The sequence below is a fragment of the Paraburkholderia sejongensis genome, assembly GCF_020880815.1.
In the GTDB taxonomy this organism is placed as follows: Bacteria; Pseudomonadota; Gammaproteobacteria; order Burkholderiales; family Burkholderiaceae; genus Paraburkholderia; species Paraburkholderia sejongensis.
In genome coordinates this window covers 1-19,263 of record NZ_JAJITD010000015.1, presented here as the reverse complement: position 1 = coordinate 19,263, position 19,263 = coordinate 1, and the positions used below count along the sequence as shown (strand labels likewise).

Annotated in this window: 19 protein-coding genes; 14 read left to right on the top strand and 5 right to left on the bottom strand. The window is 64.1% G+C overall.

The features are described 5' to 3' along the window. Nucleotides 1-195: 195 nt before the first annotated feature. The 4 genes from LJ656_RS25535 to LJ656_RS25520 all read left to right on the top strand — a co-directional run bounded on the left by LJ656_RS25535 (nucleotide 196) and on the right by LJ656_RS25520 (nucleotide 3,070). Nucleotides 196-555, top strand: a complete 360-nt coding sequence (locus LJ656_RS25535) for a response regulator transcription factor (RefSeq protein WP_230512308.1) — start codon at nucleotides 196-198, stop codon at nucleotides 553-555. 55 nt (nucleotides 556-610) lie between these two features. Beyond that, the gene (locus tag LJ656_RS25530; RefSeq protein ID WP_230512307.1) at nucleotides 611-1,282 is read left to right on the top strand and encodes a response regulator transcription factor; all 672 of its coding nucleotides are present in this window, start codon (nucleotides 611-613) and stop codon (nucleotides 1,280-1,282) included. 222 nt (nucleotides 1,283-1,504) lie between these two features. After that, nucleotides 1,505-2,530, top strand: coding sequence for an alpha/beta fold hydrolase (locus LJ656_RS25525; protein ID WP_230512306.1), 1,026 nt, complete (start codon nucleotides 1,505-1,507; stop codon nucleotides 2,528-2,530). Nucleotides 2,531-2,545: 15 nt separating this feature from the next. Beyond that, nucleotides 2,546-3,070: a cytochrome P460 family protein gene (locus LJ656_RS25520; RefSeq protein WP_230512305.1), complete on the top strand. Its 525-nt coding sequence runs from the start codon at nucleotides 2,546-2,548 to the stop codon at nucleotides 3,068-3,070. Nucleotides 3,071-3,083: 13 nt separating this feature from the next. Here LJ656_RS25520 and LJ656_RS25515 read toward each other — a convergent pair whose 3' ends face one another. From LJ656_RS25515 to LJ656_RS25505, 3 genes are all read right to left on the bottom strand, one after another. After that, complete coding sequence (locus LJ656_RS25515) at nucleotides 3,084-3,953, bottom strand: hypothetical protein (RefSeq protein WP_230512428.1); 870 nt, start codon at nucleotides 3,951-3,953, stop codon at nucleotides 3,084-3,086. Nucleotides 3,954-4,111: 158 nt separating this feature from the next. Beyond that, nucleotides 4,112-4,441 (bottom strand): hypothetical protein, encoded by a 330-nt coding sequence (locus LJ656_RS25510; protein ID WP_075297822.1) that lies wholly within the window; start codon nucleotides 4,439-4,441, stop codon nucleotides 4,112-4,114. A gap of 124 nt (nucleotides 4,442-4,565) precedes the next feature. After that, nucleotides 4,566-5,873: a tryptophan leader peptide gene (locus LJ656_RS25505; protein WP_230512304.1), complete on the bottom strand. Its 1,308-nt coding sequence runs from the start codon at nucleotides 5,871-5,873 to the stop codon at nucleotides 4,566-4,568. A gap of 342 nt (nucleotides 5,874-6,215) precedes the next feature. Between LJ656_RS25505 and LJ656_RS25500 the strand changes: the two genes are divergently transcribed. Beyond that, the gene (locus tag LJ656_RS25500) at nucleotides 6,216-7,556 is read left to right on the top strand and encodes a DUF3422 family protein (protein WP_230512303.1); all 1,341 of its coding nucleotides are present in this window, start codon (nucleotides 6,216-6,218) and stop codon (nucleotides 7,554-7,556) included. A gap of 58 nt (nucleotides 7,557-7,614) precedes the next feature. Here the strand turns inward: LJ656_RS25500 and LJ656_RS25495 are convergent, their stop codons facing one another. Beyond that, nucleotides 7,615-8,952, bottom strand: coding sequence for an MFS transporter (locus tag LJ656_RS25495; protein WP_230512302.1), 1,338 nt, complete (start codon nucleotides 8,950-8,952; stop codon nucleotides 7,615-7,617). A 419-nt stretch (nucleotides 8,953-9,371) separates the two neighbouring features. On the opposite strand from LJ656_RS25495, the gene LJ656_RS25490 reads away from it, so the two are divergent. From LJ656_RS25490 to LJ656_RS25460, 7 genes are all read left to right on the top strand, one after another. Continuing rightward, nucleotides 9,372-10,559 (top strand): ABC transporter substrate-binding protein, encoded by a 1,188-nt coding sequence (locus LJ656_RS25490; RefSeq protein ID WP_230512301.1) that lies wholly within the window; start codon nucleotides 9,372-9,374, stop codon nucleotides 10,557-10,559. A 13-nt stretch (nucleotides 10,560-10,572) separates the two neighbouring features. Next, nucleotides 10,573-11,439, top strand: coding sequence for a branched-chain amino acid ABC transporter permease (locus tag LJ656_RS25485; RefSeq protein ID WP_230512300.1), 867 nt, complete (start codon nucleotides 10,573-10,575; stop codon nucleotides 11,437-11,439). A 5-nt stretch (nucleotides 11,440-11,444) separates the two neighbouring features. Continuing rightward, nucleotides 11,445-12,512, top strand: a complete 1,068-nt coding sequence (locus tag LJ656_RS25480; protein WP_230512299.1) for a branched-chain amino acid ABC transporter permease — start codon at nucleotides 11,445-11,447, stop codon at nucleotides 12,510-12,512. Further along, nucleotides 12,509-13,306, top strand: a complete 798-nt coding sequence (locus tag LJ656_RS25475) for an ABC transporter ATP-binding protein (protein WP_230512298.1) — start codon at nucleotides 12,509-12,511, stop codon at nucleotides 13,304-13,306. Before LJ656_RS25480 ends, LJ656_RS25475 begins: the two co-directional genes overlap by 4 nt. Then, nucleotides 13,296-14,033 (top strand): ABC transporter ATP-binding protein, encoded by a 738-nt coding sequence (locus tag LJ656_RS25470; RefSeq protein ID WP_230512297.1) that lies wholly within the window; start codon nucleotides 13,296-13,298, stop codon nucleotides 14,031-14,033. The genes LJ656_RS25475 and LJ656_RS25470 overlap by 11 nt, the downstream gene beginning before the upstream one ends. 172 nt (nucleotides 14,034-14,205) lie before the next feature. Further along, nucleotides 14,206-15,153: a helix-turn-helix transcriptional regulator gene (locus tag LJ656_RS25465; RefSeq protein WP_230512296.1), complete on the top strand. Its 948-nt coding sequence runs from the start codon at nucleotides 14,206-14,208 to the stop codon at nucleotides 15,151-15,153. 280 nt (nucleotides 15,154-15,433) lie between these two features. Then, nucleotides 15,434-16,603 carry a porin gene (locus tag LJ656_RS25460; RefSeq protein WP_230512295.1) on the top strand — a complete coding sequence of 390 codons (1,170 nt, stop codon included), beginning with the start codon at nucleotides 15,434-15,436 and terminating at the stop codon, nucleotides 16,601-16,603. Between the two features lie 32 nt (nucleotides 16,604-16,635). On the opposite strand, the gene LJ656_RS25455 is transcribed toward LJ656_RS25460, so the two are convergent. Further along, nucleotides 16,636-17,571 carry a LysR family transcriptional regulator gene (locus LJ656_RS25455; RefSeq protein WP_230512294.1) on the bottom strand — a complete coding sequence of 312 codons (936 nt, stop codon included), beginning with the start codon at nucleotides 17,569-17,571 and terminating at the stop codon, nucleotides 16,636-16,638. Between the two features lie 194 nt (nucleotides 17,572-17,765). Here LJ656_RS25455 and LJ656_RS25450 point away from each other — a divergent pair, with 194 nt between their 5' ends. Next, nucleotides 17,766-18,902, top strand: coding sequence for a muconate/chloromuconate family cycloisomerase (locus tag LJ656_RS25450; RefSeq protein ID WP_230512293.1), 1,137 nt, complete (start codon nucleotides 17,766-17,768; stop codon nucleotides 18,900-18,902). 49 nt (nucleotides 18,903-18,951) lie between these two features. Then, on the top strand, nucleotides 18,952-19,242 hold the full coding sequence (gene catC / locus LJ656_RS25445; protein ID WP_230510515.1) for a muconolactone Delta-isomerase: 291 nt from the start codon (nucleotides 18,952-18,954) through the stop codon (nucleotides 19,240-19,242). Nucleotides 19,243-19,263: the final 21 nt, after the last annotated feature.

The following is a 19,263-nucleotide window of genomic DNA, read 5'->3' as shown; positions in this document are numbered from 1 at the left end:
ATCATGGACCTGCGCGCTGGAAGATGGATTTGATTTATTACGCAGTGCAAGGCGAGTTCCTGACTGCGCTGCCAGCAAAGTTTTTCTATTTGAGTGAATACCCAGGTATCGGGGACCGGCCGCTCTGCGTCACGCCTGCGCGCGCAGCGCAGGGGACGGGGCGGCCGTCCCGGCGAGACTTGATTGCGGGCAACCATGCTGGTAACGTTGATCGATGATGATGAAGCAGTGCGGGAGTCGCTTCCTGATCTGGTGAGAGTGTTCGGATATGCGGTCAATGTGTTCTCATCGGCGGAAGCTTTTTTCGCGTCCGAAGTCGTCGATCAAACCGATTGTCTGATCCTCGACGTCAATATGCCGGGTATGGGCGGGGTCGGGCTCTTTCGCGAGCTGCAACGGATCGGCAAGCCGGTGCCGGTGGTCTTCATTACCGCCCACAAGGACGAAGCGCTGCGCGCGCGCCTGCTCGCGCAAGGGGCACGCGAGTGCCTGTTCAAACCGTTCAGCGACACCGCGCTGCTCGCGGCGCTGAAGGCCGCGCTGGATAACAACTGAGGCTGGATGAGAACGCAAAGTCGCGCGCTGCTGCGAGGCGAGAAAGAGGAATGACGTGCCTCAACGTGGAGTAGGTCAGCAGGCTGTGCCTTCGAGCGGTTCGCAAGCCGAGCCGCTCGTGTTCGTCGTGGACGACGACATTTCCGTGCGCGAATCGCTGGAATTACTGCTGCGCAGCGCGGGTCTGCGCGCGCGTATCTTCGAGTCGGCCGAACAGTTTCTCGCGACGCCGCGCGTGTTTGTGCCGAGTTGTCTGGTGCTCGACGTGTCGCTGCCGGAAGTGAACGGCCTCCAGTTACAGCAACGCATCGCGGCCGACCGGCCCGACATGCCGATTATTTTCATCACCGGTTACGGCGATGTACCGATGACCGTGCAGGCGATGAAAGCCGGCGCGGTCGAATTCCTGACCAAACCATTCGACGACGAAACCCTTCTACAGGCGATTCGCGACGCGCTCGCGCGCAGCCGCGACGCACTCGATTGCCAGCTCGAACTGCGTGACGTGCGGGCCTGTTACGCGACACTGACCGCGCGCGAGCGCGAAGTGATGGCGCTGGTGGTGTCCGGTCTGCTGAACAAGCAGATCGGCGGTGAACTCGGGATCAGTGAGATCACGGTCAAGATGCATCGCGGCAAGGTCATGCAGAAAATGAATGCGCAGTCGTTGCCCGAGCTGGTCAATCTGGCCGCGAAGCTGGGTTTGAAACCGGCGCGCAAGCGGTAGTGTTCGCAGTTGCCGTTGCGCGTTGTCTCGCCGCTATACGTCCGTATAGTGCGCTACACCGATCGCCGTATAGTGCGATCGCTCTCCTGAAGTTACGCTTCTCTCCGGTTCTCGCAACCAGGACCTAAGCGCTGCCATATGAGTTGGCCACAGCGCTTGTTGAGGAAAGCGAAAGACTAGTCGAGAACTTTCGGCTCTCACTACTTTTCAGGAGATTGGATCGTGTCGGAACAGATTAACGAACGTCGTCGCCAAATTCTTGGTACGGGCCTCGCAGGCGTTGCGCTGGCGGGTGCGGGGTTGAGCGAACTGGCGCGCGCGCAGTCGGCGGCCGTGGCGACGGGCGCTGCGTCGTTCGGCGAAATTCGTCAGGTTCAGGCCAATGGGTTGAGCATCGGCTATGTCGATGCCGGGCCGCAAGACGGTCCGGTCGCGATCCTGCTGCACGGCTGGCCATACGACATCTACAGCTTCGCCGAGGTCACGCCGATCCTCGTGCAGGCCGGCTACCGGGTGCTGGTTCCTTTTCTGCGCGGCTACGGCTCGACGCGCTTCGTGTCGGCGGACACGCCGCGCAACGGCCAGCAAGCGGTGGTCGCTGTCGATGTGGTCGGGTTCATGGATGCGCTGAAGGTGAAGCAGGCGGTGATCGGCGGCTTCGATTGGGGCGCGCGCACCGCGAATATCGTCGCCGCGCTGTGGCCCGAACGATGCAAGGCGCTGGTGTCGGTGAGCGGTTATCTGATCGGCAGCCAGGCCGCCAACGAAAAGCCGCTGCCGCCGCAAGCCGAACTGGCGTGGTGGTATCAGTTCTATTTCTCGACCGCGCGCGGCGAATTGGGCTATGCGCAAAACCGTAACGAATTCAACAAACTGATCTGGCGCCTCGCATCGCCGCAATGGCATTTCGACGATGCCACGTACGAGCGCACGGCGGCCTCGTTTGCGAATCCGGATCATGTCGCGGTGGTGATTCACAACTATCGCTGGCGTCTGGGTCTCGTGCAGGGCGAGGCCAAATACGACGAGATCGAGAAAAAGCTTGCGCTGTCGCCGCCGATCGCGGTTCCGACCATCACGCTCGAAGGCGACGCCAACGGTGCGCCGCATCCGCAACCGGCCGCCTATGCAAAGAAGTTCACCGGCAAATACCAGCACCGCAATATCGACGGCGGGATCGGCCATAACTTGCCGCAGGAAGCGCCGAAGGCATTCGCCGACGCGATGCTGCAAGTCACGCGTCTTTAATTGGGAGTGCGCACGATGAAACTCTTGCGCGTGGCGGCGCGGCGGCTCGCGTCGGTGGTGCTGCTCGCCGCGTTCGCGGCTCACGCTGCTGTCGCGGCGGCAGCGGACGGCGCTGCAACCGGTGCCGCGTCGCCGATCTACGGCGTGACGATTCCGCCCGGCTATCGCGAATGGCAGATGGTGGCGCCCGCCGCGGAAGCGGCGCCGCTGGACGAATTGCGTGTGGTGCTGGGTAATCCGGTGGCGATCGCGGCGATCAAAAACGCGACCCAGCCGTTTCCGGATGGGACCATTCTGGTCAAGCTGGCCTACAGGAAGAAGCAGTCGGACGAATTCGCGCCGGCGACCGTGCCGGGCGAAGCGACCACGGTCCAGGTGATGGTGAAGGATTCGCGTCGCTATGCATCGACCGGTGGCTGGGGTTTCGGGCGCTTCATTAACGGCATGCCCGCCGATCTGGCCCAGCATCAGACCTGTTTTGCGTGCCATGCGGCGCGGGTGAAAGAGCGTGATTATGTATTCACGCGTTATGCGCCGTGAGCTTCGGCCTGTTTTATTGCTCGCTCTGCTGCCGCTGATATTCGTTGTGCTTCATCCGCATATAGTCGGCGCGGCTTACCTCGTGCAATTGGCGCGGATACTGTTCGGTCGCATCGAACCAGTTGGCGAGACGTTTATCGAGGCGCGCGTTCGGCGGGCTCGACAGCGCGTCGAGATAAGCCTCGATCGCGAGGTAATAGCGCATCGTGTTGCGTTCGACCAGCCCGCGCACGCCACCGACATAGTTCGGTTCATTGGTCGACGGATCGCTGGTGGACGAGAAGCCGACCTTGTCGCTGCCGATCGTTGCCAGATAGGTCTTCATCGCAAGCCGTCCCGCCGTGCCGTAACCGTACGCGTAGGTCAGGTGAATGAAAGTGCGGTTCTCGCCCACCGGGATCGCCTCCAGCACGATCTTGTAGTCTTTCGTGCTCAGCGGCCCGGTCGCGGCGGACAATTCCACGCGCATATAGTCGGCGCGGCTTTCCGCCGATCGATAATTGAATTGCACGCGGTACGACGAGGACAACGATTCCTCGGTTTTCTTGCCGATATTCACCGCGAGCACGGTGCCGTCGGCTGTCGTGGATGCGTGGCAGTACTTGGTGTTCAGATGCAGGATCAACACGTCGCACCAGTTGGCCGGGCCTTGAGCCGGGTCGTTCAGCGCGCCGCTGACGAGCGCGAACGGATGATTGAGCACGCCGTAAATATTGCCGTCGAGTGCCGACGGCAGTTCCACCGATTCGAGGTAGAGCGGGCGCTGAAACTGGTTCTGCGCGAGCTGCTGCGTCAGGCTCTGATATTTTTCGCGCAGGCTCGCGGCGCGGTCCTGCGCGTGCGTGAGCGCGCTCTGAAATAGCAAACAGAACGTCGCGATCATCATCGTGAGCCACCTCTGCCATGTGCGGCGGGTGCGGCACGTGCGGGCCGGAAATTTCGCGAGCGTATTCATGACTATCCTCCTGCGTTGACCCGGCGGCGGCAAGCGCGCGTGACTCACTCGGGCGCGTGACTCACCCGGGCGCGTGACTTAGCCGATTACGCAGGCGTGAAAACCACCGCGCCATGTTCGGCAACCTGCGCGAAGGTCCGCACGAAACGGTAGGTCTGTCCTTCGATGACCAGCTCGTTCAGTCCCGAGCGGGTCGCCTCCAGCATCGCGTCGACCACGCTGTTCTGAAGGGCCGCGCAGCGTTTCAGTTCCGCATCGGGCTCGCCGGGCTCGCCGAGATAGACGTTGCTGTTGCCGCCCTGAGTGCGGACCAGGATCAGGCTCTTGCCTTTATCCAGCGAAAGCTCCAGGTATTCGGCAAGCGTCGATGCCGCCTCCGTGGCTATATCGGTCGGGACGCGAGAGGACGGGTTCATGATGGGCCTTTGTGGTCTTAGGCGGCGTTGCGCTCAGGTGCACCCAGGTGCGCTCGGGTGCGCTGCGGGCCGCGTCGATCCGCCGGACCCCACGGTAACCGGCGGGCGCACATCACGAAGATTATCAGTCCGGCACGGTTCCGGGGGCGCGATCGAGAATGCGCAGCTTGTCGGCGATATCGGCCAGCGGATGACCCGCCGCGCGCAGCTCGTTCACCAGCCGGTGCGCGCTCGCCCGGCACTGCGCGAGCGTCTCGTGCAGCCGCGGCTCGCTGTGCAGGCCGCTTACCGCCTTGTCCAGCTCGGCCGCCGGTTCGCTCAGCAGCGCGGGCACGACCTCGTCCGGTGGAATCAGCGAGCCGTGGCTCAGCAACTGGGCGGTCCAGTCGCATCCGTACAGCAGCGCGCGCCGCTCGCTGCGTTGCGCTTCGTCCTGCTCCAGCGCGGCGAGGCTATGCGGGCTCTTGTGGATCGACGCGCGCCAGGTCGCGAGGATCTCGGCGCGCAGCCCGGCGATCGCTTCCGCGAGCGCGGTGCTCTGTCCGCCCGCGACCAGCCGGCGTTCATCGAGCCGGTCCACGCGGTCCCGGTAAGCTTCGAGGAACGACTGCCAGTTCAACGGCAGTTCGGTGGTCTCGGAGAACGCGCGGCGCAGCTCGCCCAGTTCGCCTCTGATGTCCTGCAGCGACTGCGCATCGGCGAGCCGGGCTTCGAATACTTCGTGGGCCGTCACCATCTGCCGATGCAGCGGGAACAGCGGATTGTTGTGACGCCGTTGCAGGTGCCGCTCGGCCGCGCCGGGCTCAGTGCTCCATTGCCAGTTGGGCAGCGCCTTCGCGTCGAACTCGACCGCGTCGATCATCGGCCGAAATAGCGCGAGCCCCTCTTCGGTCGCATGGCGGAAGCAGTCGGCCAGTTTGTAGTCGTTGCCTTGCAGGTCGGGGTTCTCGCTGCCGGCATACGGCGAATCCGGTGCCAGCCGCAGCAGGCTGGTGGCGAGGAAAAACTCCGTCGGCAGTTCCACCGGCAGGTCCTCCAGCCGGAAGCTGCGCTGTTGAGCGGACAGGAATTCGACGGAACGCGCGAGGCGGTTTTCCAATTCGAGCAGCGCGTCGATCCGCGCGCCGGCCGACGGCTGCCGGGTATCGGCCAGCAGGCAGAACGATTCGCGCACCATCCGGGCCGCGATCGTGCCGTGTTTCTCGGCAAACAGCCAGAACCACAGCGCCAGCTGGTAGCCGCGCACGCCGTCGCGGGCGAGCGTTGTCATTTCCGGCGCAAAGCTGATCCCGTGCGCCGCCCAGTTCGCGAACGGCGGCGCGTCCTCGCTCAGGTACATATCCAGCAGCTGCTTTAACGACTCATGGGTATCGGCCGGCCAGTTGCGCGTTTCGTCCTGCCGCTTCTCGGTCTTCCAGAGTTTCCAGGCCATGTTCAACCTCGCAAAGATGGGCGGGATGCGCGTTGGCAAAGATACTTGCACAGTCGGTAAGGGGCGTAAACCGGCGTTTAACCTTGGCCGTCCCAACCAGGTGCTGCGGCCCGCGGGCGTTCAAAACGGGTCGAAACGCTCCGCCAGTGAAGCGGAATCGCGCGGCGCCGGGCCGCCATGATTCTGGCTTTGCCCGCCGCCCGGGCGGCATCGCCTATCCATCAGAATTCCTGAAGGTATCTATCAAAACTATGATCTTTGTTTGTAGGGCCGATTCGGTCATAGTGCTTGAAAGCCGCCTTCCCGAAGCCTCGACTCGACTGCGTGAATAGCATGGTGAAAATGCCGACTCCGGAATACCTCGATCATCCGTTGCGAACCGCGTTGGCGGAAGAACTGCACGCGCGGCCTTTTCTGAAACTCGCCGAAGCGGTTTCGCTGATTCACTACGCGGTCTATGCGGAACACAAGCCGTCGCTGCACGAGACGTTGCTGCAGTCGCTGTGCCGCGACACCGGCATCGCCGCGCCCGCGGAAGGCGCGACGCACTATTCGGTGCAGTCGCCGTGCGGATGGCATCTGAAGTGGGAGCGCCACACCGAGTTCTCGACCTTCACGTTCGTTATCCCGCGCAGCGACGGCCAGGCGTTGTTCAGCGATGCCGCGATTCAAGGCATTCCCGCGCACTGGTTCGCGCAGCTCGCCGGCAGCCGGTTCGTCGCGGCGCGCATGGAACTGCTCAGCGGTGACGCGACGCAGGCGGCGCACGGGGCGCACGGGGCGGTCCGGCAATGGTTCGATGGTCCGATCCTCGTCGGCAGCAACGTGCTCGGCGGCGGTCAGGTGTTTTGCGACTGGCGGGTACGCGCGGACGGCTTCATGCGCTTTCTCGTCATCGACGACGACTTTCGCGAGGAGCAGGGCGGCCGGCTGTTGCAGCGGCTCTACGAGATCGAAACGTACCGGATGATGGCGCTGCTCGCGCTGCCGGTCGCACGGCAGATGAGTCGCGAGCTGGATGAGATTCACGGCGCGCTTCAGGACCTGATGCAACGGATGGAAGCGCGCGGCGCGGCGGGTAACGACGCGCAGTTGCTGGTCAGCCTCACGCACCTTGCGGTGCGGGTCGAATCGTTGTCGGGGCAAGCGGGACGTTTCAGCGCGTCGCGCGCGTACGAAAAGCTGGTGCTGGCGCGCATCAACGAGTTGCGCGAAGAACGGATCGAGGGCATGCCGACGATCCAGGAGTTCATGGAGCGGCGTTTCGCGCCGGCGATGGAAACCTGCCGCAGCGTGTGGGCGCGCGAGGAAGTGCTTGCAGCCCGGATCGCGCGCGCGGTGGACCTGTTGCGCACGCGCGTGAATCTCACGCAGGAAAAGGACGTCACGCGCCTGCTCGGCGGGATGGAGCGCACCGCGCGTAACCAGCTGCATCTGCAGCATGCGGTGGAGGGGCTATCGGTAGCGGCGATTTCGTACTACGTACTGTCGCTGGCGGCCGCCGCTTTCAAGGCGCTGCATGTTCTCAGTCTGCCGATCGAGCCGGAACTAGCCGAAGGCCTGTTGATCGGGCCGGTCGTGTTCGCGGTGATCGCGATTACGCGACGCACCCGCAACCGCCTGATCCGGCGCAGTGCCGGCGAAGAGAGCCACGGCATGCAGCCTTTGAAGCAATCGGTTTGAAAGCGCCGGCCGCCGTAGCGAAAAGAAACCCGCGAGGCGGCCGGCGCTCCCCAGCCGTTCAGTGCGCGACGACCAGCTCGCCGTCGTCGCTTCGTTCTCCGACACGAATCGCCAGCACGGCCAGCATCGCCGCCGCGAGCGGCACCGCCAACGCCAGATAGAAGCCGCTCGGCCCGCCGTGCGTGAGCACGGTGCCGCCGACCGCGGAGCCGGCAATCGCGCCGACCCGGCCCATGCCGATTGCCCAGCCGGTCGCGGTGGCGCGCAACGTCGTCGGATAGGCGCTCACCACCAGATAGTTCAGCGCGATCTGCTGACCGCCGATGCCGAGCCCGGCCGCTCCCGCGAGCACGAACACGAGGCCCCACGAAGTCCCTGCATAAGCGAGCCCGACGGCAATCGCGATACCGAGGCCGAGCAGCACGATCAGCAAGCGCCGGGTGTTCACCTTCGGCAGCAGCATCGACAGCGGGATCGCGCAGACGATGAACACCGCGTTCACGATCACCGTGCCCAGCGGCGCCTGCGTGACCGGCAGGCCTGCCGTCTTCAGCACGGTCGGCAGCCACGACAGGAACATGAACCACGCGACCCAGTTGCACAGATAGACGATCCAGATCGCGCCGGTATTGCGCGCGTTGCCGTTGCTGAACAGCGCGGCAACGCTGGCGCGCGCGGTCGATTCGGGAAGCTGGAACGCGGTGTCCGGCGGCACCGCGACGCTGACGATCCGGCGCAGCGTTTTGACCACGCGCTGCGCGCTGTCGCGGCCCGGTCTGCTGACCAGGTATTGCAGCGATTCCGGCAGCGCGAAATACAGCACGACGAGCAGCAGCAGCGGCGCGCCGCCGCCGACCACGAACACGCCTTGCCAGCCGATCACGGGCAGCATCCGCGCGGCCAACAGTCCGCCGAGCATCGCGCCGGCGGGCAAGCCGAGCAGCACGCCGGTCATGATCGCGCCGCGGCTGCGCGCCGGGCCGTACTCCGCGGCGAGCGACAGCAGCACCGGCGTGCAGCCGCCCATCCCGAGACCGGCGATGAAGCGCAACGCGAGAATCTGCCAGGTGCTGGTCGCGCCGGCCGTGAGCAACGACGCGATCGCGAAGATCGCCACGCCGCCGAGCAACGCGGGGCGGCGGCCGACCCGGTCGCCGATCAGGCCCAGCGTCATCGCGCCGATCGTCATGCCGACGATGCCGGCGCTCAGGATCGGCGCAAGATCGCCGGGCCGCAGGCCGAATGCCGCGACGATCGCCGGGCCGGTAAACGCGATGGCCTGCGTGTCGAAACCGTCGAATACCGCGGTCAGAAAACAGAGAAGAAAAATGGCCCATTGATACGGTCGAAGCGGTTCGCGATCAATGAGTGACGAGAGGTCGAGAGGCTTATTCAAAATGTCTCCATGCACGCGCGAGGGCGTTGCTTTTGTTTTTCAAGATGGGCGAGTGAACGCAGCGTATGGGAGCGCGCTTCATTTCGCCAATACCGATTTCATCTGCTTTCATATCGCCGCGGTATCGAGTCGCCGGGGCCTTGGTGGGCCGGCCTCTGGGCTGCGGTGCAGGTTACGGTCCGGGCTGCCGCCGAGGCTGCTGCCGGGGGCGACGCGCGAATCGATCGCTAACGGACTGTCAGATAAAGTGCAGTTAAATGCATTGCTAAATGCCTGTTTAACGAGGCATTGGCGTTAACGCGCACTTTACTTCCTTTTTGCTGCTCGCTAGAGTGCAGCAACACAGCTGTAAGCAGTTCGTTGGCCGCAATAAAAAGTCCGGGATTACCGATCTCGACAATTCAAGCCGGAGACCTCCCATGAAAATTTCGTCATCCCTGCAGCGCGCGGGCCTCGCACTGCTGTGCTCGGCCGCTTTGACCGGGGCAGCGCAGGCGCAGACAGCCGCCGCGAATCAACCTGTACGCGTCGGCGTGATGTTGCCGTTTACCGGCACTTATGCGCCGCTCGGCGTCGCCATCGAGAATGGCTTCAAGCTGTACGTGCAGGAGCAGGGCGGCAAACTGGCGGGGCGTCCGGTCGAATACGTGCGGCTCGATGACGAGTCGGATCCGTCGAAAGCGGCCGAGAACGCGACGCGTCTCGTCAAGCGCGATCACGTCGATCTGCTGCTCGGCACCGTGCATTCGGGCGTGGCGATGGCGATGGCGAAAGTCGCGAAAGATACCAACACGCTGTTGATCGTGCCGAATGCGGGCGCGGACAACGTGACGGGGCCGCTGTGCGCGCCGAATATTTTCCGCACGTCGTTTTCGAACTGGCAGCCCGCGTATGCGATGGGCAAAGTCGCCGCGTCCAAGGGCGCGAAGCACGTGGTGACATTGACGTGGAAATACGCGGCGGGCGAGGAGTCGGTGCGAGGCTTCAAGGAAGCGTTCGAAGCGGCCGGCGGCAAGGTCGACGAACAGTTGACCGTGCCGTTTCCGAACGTCGAATTCCAGTCGCAACTCACGCAGATCGCGGCCGCGAAGCCCGATGCGGTGTACGTCTTTTTCGCCGGCGCGGGCGCGGTCAAATTCGTCCGGGATTACGCGGCGGCCGGTCTGAAAGACAAGATCGCGCTGTACGGTCCGGGCTTTCTCACGGACGGCACGCTCGATGCGCAGGGCAGCGCCGCCCAGGGTCTGCTGACCACGCTGCACTATGCGGACGGCCTGACGCTGCCCAAAGATCAGAGCTTCCGCCTCGACTACGCGAAGACCTACAAGCTGCAGCCGGACGTCTACGCGGTGCAGGGTTACGACGCCGCGCAACTGCTCGCCGCGGGTCTGGTCGCGGTCAAGGGCGACATGTCACAACGTGATGCAATGGTGCACGCGATGGAGCGCGCGAAGATCGACAGTCCGCGCGGCGCGTTCGTGATGTCGAAGGCGCACAACCCGGTGCAGGACATCTATCTGCGTCAGGTCAAGGGCAACGAGAACCATCTGCTGTCCGTCGCGGCGAAGGCGCTAGCCGACCCGGCACGCGGCTGTTCGATGAACTGACGAAGGCCGCGCCATGTCTTTCGCGACGTTCCTCGTCCAGTGCCTGAATAGCGTGCAGTACGGCATGCTGCTGTTTCTGGTGGCCAGCGGATTGACGCTCGTGTTCGGGATCATGGGCATCATCAATCTCGCGCACGGCAGCTTCTACATGATCGGCGCATATTTCGCCTTCACGCTGACCTCGTTGACGGGCAATCTGTTCGTCGCTTTGCTGCTGGGCGTCGTGCTGTCGCTCGCGATCGGCTATCTGCTCGAATGGGTGTTCTTCAGTTTCCTGTACGAGCGGGACCATTTGCAGCAGGTGCTGATGACCTATGGCCTGATCCTGATCGTCGAGGAACTGCGCAGCATCCTGGTCGGCGACGACGTGCACAGCGTGCCGGTGCCCGCGATTCTGTCGGGCTCGATCGAGATCGGCAACGGAATGCTTTATCCGGTGTACCGGCTGTTCGTGTCGGGCGCCTGCATTGTGCTCGCGGCCGCTCTGTACTGGCTGATCCGCAAGACGCGCGTGGGCATGGCGATCCGCGCCGGCGCGTCGAACCGCGAGATGGCGCAGTCGCTGGGTATCAACATCACGCTGTTGTACCGGGTGGTGTTTTCGCTCGGCTTCGGCCTCGCGGTGATTTCGGGGATGCTGTTCGCGCCGGTGTCGACCGTGTATCCGGGCATGGGCAGTCAGATGCTGATCATCTGCTTCCTCGTCGTCGTGATCGGCGGCGTCGGTTCGGTTGCGGGGGCGCTGGTGGCCGCGCTGCTGGTCGGCTTCGTCGATACGTTCGGCAAGATGCTGTGGCAGGACGGCGCTGGCCTCGCGATCTATCTGCTGATGGCGCTGATCCTGCTATGGCGGCCGGCCGGTTTGCTCAAGCGAGGCTAACAACGATGGCAAAAACTTTTCTCGCGACGCGCCCGCACGGCAGCGCGCCGGGCGCTTCGTGGCCGCAGCGCTTGCGGTGGCCCGCTTGCGTGGCAGTGCTTGTCGCGCTGGCACTCGTGCCGCTGCTGAGCGGGGGCGGTTACACGATCGAGCTGCTGTCGAAGGTGATGATCGTGGCGATCTTCGCGTTGAGCCTGCAGTTGCTGGTCGGCTGCACGGGGATGGTCAGCCTCGGCCACGCGGCGTTCTTCGGCGCGGGCGCGTATACGACCGCGCTGCTCGCGCCGGAGGCCGGCGCCGCGAACCTGCTGGCGATGCTGGCGGTGTCCGCGGTGGTGGCGCTGCTGCTCGCGTTGATCATCGGCGCACTGGTTCTGCGTACGCGCGGCATCTATTTCATCATGGTGACGCTCGCGTTCGCGCAGATGCTGTATTACCTCGTGCACGACGGCAAGGGGTTCGGCGGCAGCGACGGCAGCTATATCTACTTCAAGCCGGTGCTCGGCGTGTTCGGCTGGAAGTGGCTCGACACCGCCAATGCCGGCCACTTCTACTGGTGCGTGCTCGCGGTGCTGGTGGCAACCGTCGCGCTATTGCAGCTGACGATGCGCTCGCGCTTCGGCCACGCGCTGACCGGCATCAAGCATAACGAGCAGCGGATGACCGCATCGGGCTATCCGGTGTTCTTCTACAAACTCGCGAGCTTTGCGATTGGCGGTTCGCTGGCCGGCATTGCCGGTTCACTCTATGCGTTCCAGTACGGCTACGTGAATCCCGAACTGTTCTCGTGGCGCCAGTCCGGCGATGTCCTGCTGATGGTGATTCTCGGCGGCTCCGGTTTCGGCGGCGCGATCACCGGCGCGCTGGCGTTCGTGCTGCTGAGCGACTGGCTCGCGGAACTGACCAAACACTGGCAGCTGTTATTCGGAGTTCTGATCATCGTGGCCGTCGCCGGCATGCCGCACGGCATCTCGGGCTTCGCGGCCACGCTGTGTGCGCGCTTCGAGCGCGGCCGCGCCGCTCGCGGCGGGTCGAACGAGGGGGTGGGACCGGACGAGGAGAGTGCCGCGTGAGTGAAGATAAAAACAGCAGCAGCAGCGCCGCTGCCGGCGAGCGTCGCGACGGTCTGCAGGCCGTTGGGTTGACGAAGCGTTTCGGCGGCCTCGTGGCGGTGCGAGACGTGTCCGTCAGCGTCGACATGGGCACGGTCCATAGCGTGATCGGCACCAACGGCGCGGGGAAATCCACGCTGATCAACCTGCTGTGCGGAGAATTGACGCCCACCTCGGGTGACGTGAAGCTGCACGGACAGTCGGTCGGCAACTGGCCGCAACGGCGCAGAGCGTGTGCCGGGATCGGCCGCACCTATCAGCGCAACAACGTGTTTGCGCCGCTGACGGTCCGGGAAAACTGCCGGCTCGCGGCCCAGGCGCATGAACCGCGCGCATGGCGGGTGCATGAAGCCGCGAGCCGGTGCGCGGTCAGCAACGAGCGTGCGAGCGAAGCGCTCGAACGCACCGGCTTGACGCAATACGCGCAGCGGCTCGCGGGCACGCTGTCTCATGGGCAAAAGCGTCAGCTCGAAATCGCGATGTGTCTCGCCGGCCGCCCCGACGTGCTGCTGCTCGACGAACCGCTGGCCGGCATGGGTCCGGAGGAAACCTCGCGCGTGCTCGATCTGCTGAACGAGTTGCGTCCGACCCACGCGATTTTGCTGGTCGAGCACGACATGGATGCGGTGTTCGCGATCTCCGACCGGGTCACCGTGATGGTCGACGGCGCGGTGATCGCTTCCGATACGGCCGCGGCCGTCAAGGAAGACCGCGCGGTACAACACGCCTATCTGGGAGCCGTGGATGCGCACTGAGCCGCAATCTGCAACGCCGCCGCTGTTGTTGCAGGCGACCGGCGTGAACGCGTGGTATGGCTCGAGCCATGCGCTGCGCGGTGTCGACGTGGGCCTGCGCGAAGGCGAAACGCTCGCGCTGATGGGCAGAAACGGGATGGGCAAGTCCACGCTGATCCGCAGCCTGCTCGGGCATATCAGAACCCGCAGCGGGCAGATCCGCATCAACGGTATCGATGTGTCGTCGGCGCGGCCGCACGTGGTGGCCCGCATGGGTGTCGCGTATGTCCCGGAGGGGCGCGGCGTGTTTCCCAATCTGTCGGTGAAGGAGAATCTGCTGCTGGCCGGACGGCCCGGCGCCGACGGCAGCCGGCAATGGACGCTCGAACGGGTGCTGGAGACGTTTCCGCGTCTGCAGGAGCGGCTCGCCAATGGCGGCGCACAACTGTCGGGCGGCGAACAGCAGATGCTCGCGATCGGCCGCGCGCTGATCACCAACCCGCTGTGCGTGATTCTCGATGAAGCGACCGAAGGCCTTGCGCCGAAGATCGTGCAGGAGATCTGGAACGTGATCTCGGTGATCCGGGCCAATGGGATCGCGACGGTGATCGTCGACCGGAATTATCGGGCGGTACTGGAGCAGGCCGACCGCGCGCTGATTCTGGAGAAGGGATGTGCGGTCGCGAGTGCGCCGGCCGCCGAGATTGCCGCCGACGGCGCTTTATTGCAGCGCTACCTAGGGGTGTGATTCCGCGCTCCGCCAGCTGCTTTACTGATTTCCCAGCTGTCTCATGCTTGCCACGCCGCGGCATCCAATTGCGCGAAAACTTGCGATATATGACGGGTTTCGTGAAATTTGACCACTTGCCAGATGCATTTCAAGCATTATAGTGCTGATATATGCAAAACAGGCTTGGAAGATGAAGCGGACAGACTCCACGGACAGTGAAATTCCCTCTGGCGATGAACCCGGGGCCGACGCGCCGCGCGGCGCGCGCGACCCCTTTCTGGCGGCGATGGGCGATCGCGTGCGGCTGCTGCGCGCGCGGCGCGGGATGACGCGCAAGGCGCTGGCGGTCGAAACGGGTCTGTCCGAGCGGCACCTGGCCACGCTGGAGTCGGGCGCCGGCAACCCGTCGATCCAGGTGCTGCGGCAACTGGCGGCGTCGTTGAACTGCTCGCTCGCGGAAGTGATCGGCGACGTGACGACGTTGTCCGCCGAATGGCTGTTCATTCGCGAGCTTCTGCAAGGGCGCGACCAGTCGGCGTTGCGCCGCGCGCGCTCGGCCCTCGCCGATCTGTTCGAGCAGACGCCGGCCGATCCGCACCGCAACGACCGCGTCGCGTTGATCGGTTTGCGCGGCGCCGGAAAGTCGACGTTGGGCAAGATGCTCGCGCAGGAGTTGAAGAAGCCGTTCGTCGAACTGACGAAAATCATCGAGCAACTGGCCGGCTGCCCGCCGTCCGAAATTCATTCGCTGTATGGCGCGAGCGCGTACCGGCGCTACGAACAGCGTGCGCTGGAGGCGGTGATCGCCGAGCATCCGAGCGTGGTGATCGCATCGCCCGGCGGTCTGGTGTCGGAGTCGGCGACCTTCAATACGCTGCTCGGCCACTGCTTTACGGTCTGGCTGCGCGCGACGCCTGAGGAGCATATGCGCCGCGTGATCGCGCAAGGCGACATGCGGCCGATGTCCGGCAATCGCGAGGCAATGGACGATCTCAAACGAATTCTGGCCGGGCGGGGCGAACTCTATGGCCGCGCCGATATGAGTTTCGACACCAGCGACAAGACCCTCGCCGACGCATATCTGCAACTGCGCGACCGGATCGCCGCGCATCTCGGTGCGGAGGCGCCGCAGAGTTAGCAGGCGAGCTCCACCGCGCTTTCGCCCTCATCTTCGGAAACCGACGCTCGCGTCGGTTTTTTTCGTCCGTCGCCGTCGCCGGGGTGAGTCCTGCGCGGCAAAATAAACGGCGAATATGAACAAAACTTCATGAAAATCTTGTCAGAATAGCAAAAAAGCGCACATTACTGCACACTCCGTTTATTATTACAAGTCGAAAGGTTGACCGGGCGAAGACTCGGCGACAGCACTTGCCGGCATCTGTACCGGCAGGAACGCACAAAAACAACGGAGGTGACAAATGAAACTGCAGCATTGGGTGGCCGCGGGGTGTTGCGCATTGAGCGTGTCGGCGTACGCTAAAACCAGCATCACGTTGTTCGGCATCATCGACAACGGCATCGAATATGTATCGAACGCCAATCCCGCCGGCGACAAGCTCGTGCGGATGCCGGCGATCACCGGCGAACTGCCGTCGCGCTGGGGCCTGCGCGGCTCGGAGGACCTGGGCGGCAATCTGCAGGCGGTGTTTACGCTCGAAAGCGGCTTCAACGCGCGCGACGGCGAACTGGGCCTCGCGCACCGGCTGTTCGGCCGCCAGGCATGGGTCGGCCTTTCCAGTCCATACGGACAACTGAGCTTCGGGCGGCAGTACACGATGACCTCGTGGGCCAATAAGGATTCCGATATTCTCGGCCCCGACATCTTCGGCTCCGGCGCGCTCGACCCCGCTTACGCGAATGCCAGAAGCGACAACGCAATCGCGTACAAGGGCACTTTCAATGGACTCACGCTCGGGGCGACCTACTCGTTCGGCCGCGAGAATTCGGCGCACGGCACTACGCCGCGGCAAGGCCCCTGTCCTGGCCAGGTCGCTGGCCAGGTCGCGGGCCAAGGCGCTGGCGAGGTCGCGGGCTCGCCAACGCAATGCCGGCAGTGGTCGGCGCTGCTGAAGTACGACGCCAGCAACTTTGGCGTGGCGGCGGCCTACGACGAGCAACGCGGTGGCGGCAGCGCGGCGGCCAACTTCTTCGATGGAATCGAGCCGGTCCCGCTGACCAACGCGGCCGACAAGGATATCCGCATGCAGTTGAACGGCTGGGCCAAGCTCTACGGCCTCAAAGTCGGCGGCGGCTGGGCCGGGCGCCGCGTGAGGCCCGATTCGCCGGCAATCGCGAACGTGTACGCCGATCTGTTTTATCTGGGCGCGTCGTATCCGGTCACGTCGTCTTTGATCGTCGACGGCCAGGTCTTTCGCGTGGTGAATGCGCGCCACAACACCCGCGCCACGATGGGCACGCTGCGCAGCACCTATCTGCTGAGCGCGCGCACGGCGGTTTATCTGCAGGGCGCGTATCTGGCCAACAGCGCGCAGGCCGCTTACACGCTCAGCACCGGTGGCGGCGGCACGACGCCCGCGAAAGGCGCTTCCCAGCTCGGCATGGCGGCGGGCCTGCGGCACAGTTTCTGAGCCGGCTCGCGGGCCGCGCTACCGGGGCCCGCTCAATCGCGATGCGCCGGCTTGCTCAGGTCATCCGTCTCCAGCCAGGAAGGGCGTTCCGCGTACATCTCGTCGATCAGGCGTCTGACCAGGTCGATGTAGATCGAATTGTCGTTGACGCGATGATTGAAGATCACCGGCGAGGTCGCGCGGTCGCTGTCGAGCAGGCGGTAATGCACATCCTGGCGCACCTGCCGCGCGGAAGCCGGCACCACGCAGACGCCGAACTCGGCGGCGACGAGACCCAGCGCGCTCTGGATTTCGCGCACTTCCAGCACTTCGCCGACCTGCACGCCATGACCGTGCAACACGTTCAATACCTGGTCGGCGAAGCCGGGACGCGGCTCTTTCGGATAAACGATCAGCGTCTGGCCGGCCAGTTCGGCCATCGGCAGCGGGCCCGCGTGCTGGGCCATCGGTGAGCGGATCGGCACCACGACGGCGAGGCGCTCTTCGCGCAGCACGATGCCGGCGACGTTCGGATCGTTGTGATGCACGCGGCCGAAGCCGATGTCGATGCGGCCTTCCTTGAGCGCGTCGATCTGCTGCATCGACATCAGCTCGACCATCTGGATATCCAGCTCCGGCGCGTTCTGGCGCAGCTTGCGCAGCAGCGTCGGCAAGCCGGCGTACAGCACGGAGCCGACGAAGCCGATCGACAGCACGCTGCGTTGATGCAGGCCGACATGGCGGGCGGCGGCTTTCATCTGTTCGACGCGCCCGAGCACCTGCATCGCCTGTTCGTAAAGCAGACGGCCGGCGTCGGTCATCCGGACCGGGCGGGTGTGGCGAATCAGCAGCGCGACGCCGATCTCCTCCTCGAGCAACTGAATTTGCCGGCTGAGGGGCGGTTGCGCGATGTTCAGCAGCTCGGCGGCGCGTGTGAAGTTTTTTTCACGTGCGACCGTGACGAAGTACCTGAGCTGGCGGATATCCATGGTTTCTGTCTCCGATTGGTAATCAGGGTTTTCAATACCTACTTCATATGTTGCGATGCGATATCCCGAATAAACTCGGGCTTCGCGCAGATTCGATATTTTATAGGTATTGAAGACGATCCAAAAAGTATTGGACGCTAGAAAAGCTGGCAGGTATAAATCCATGCAACATAGTTCATTCTGCAGGATTGGCGATGACCCACCCGACCATCGAACGCATCGAAACGAGCCTCGTCGATCTGCCGACGATCCGCCCTCACAAACTGTCGGTCGCCACGATGTACGGGCAGACGCTGATGCTGGTGAAGGTCTATTGCAGCGATGGCGTGGTCGGCATCGGCGAAGGCACGACGATCGCCGGAATGGCGTACGGCCCGGAAAGCCCGGAAGCGATGAAACTCGCGATCGACGCGTACTTCGCGCCGGCGATGATCGGCAAGGACGCAACGCGCATCCAGGCGCTGATGGCGCACCTGGGCAAGCTGGTCAAGGTCAATCATTTCTCGAAGAGCGCGCTCGAAACCGCGCTGCTCGACGCGCACGGCAAGCGCCTGGGCGTGCCGGTGAGCGAACTGCTGGGCGGGCGCCGCCGTGAACGTCTGCCGGTCGCGTGGACGCTCGCCTCGGGCGATACCGCGAAGGACATCGCCGAAGCCGAGCACATGCTCGAAGTGCGCCGCCACAACGTCTTCAAGCTGAAGATCGGCGCGAAGGAACTCAAAACCGATATCAAACACGTCGCCGAGATCAAGAAAGCGGTCGGCGAGCGCGCGGCGGTGCGTGTCGACGTCAACATGGCGTGGAGCGAAACCCAGGCCGCGTGGGCGATTCCGGCACTGGCCGACGCGGGCTGCGATCTGGTCGAGCAGCCGGTTGCATCGGCTGCCGCGCTCGCGCGCCTGATGCGCCGCTTCCCGGTCGCGCTGATGGCCGACGAAGTCCTGCAAGGCCCGGACAGCGCATTCGAAATCGCAAAGAACGGCGGCGCCGACGTGTTCGCCATCAAGATTGAGCAGAGCGGCGGCCTGTTCGCCGCGCAACGCGTGGCCGCGATCGCCGATGCCGCCGGCATCGAACTGTACGGCGGCACGATGCTCGAAGGCGCGTTCAGCACGGTTGCGTCCGCACATCTGTTCGCGAGTTTCGCGAACCTGCAATGGGGCACCGAACTGTTCGGCCCGCTGCTGATCACCGAAGAAATTCTGACCCGGCCGCTGGACTACAGCGACTTCGAACTGACCGTGCCGAACGGCCCGGGTCTTGGCATCGAACTGGATGAAGCGAAGGTCAAGCGCTTCACTCGCGATGGGCTGATGAAAGTCACGAAGTGACGCCCACCCGCCCGCCAATTAACACCTCCTGATTGAGGAGACGCTGACCATGCTTTTCCACGTACGAATGGACGTCAACCTGCCGGTCGACATGCCGGCGGACATCGCCAACGACATCAAGACCCGCGAGAAGGCTTACTCGCAGGACCTGCAGCGTAGCGGCAAGTGGCGCCATATCTGGCGTCTGGCCGGCGAATACGCGAACTACAGCATCTTCGATGTGGAGAGCAACGCCGAGCTGCACGACATCCTGGTCGGCCTGCCTCTGTTTCCGTACATGAAGATTTCGGTGACACCTCTGTGTCGTCACCCGTCGTCGATTCGGGACGACGACATCTGAGCCCAGTGGCGAGACCACGCC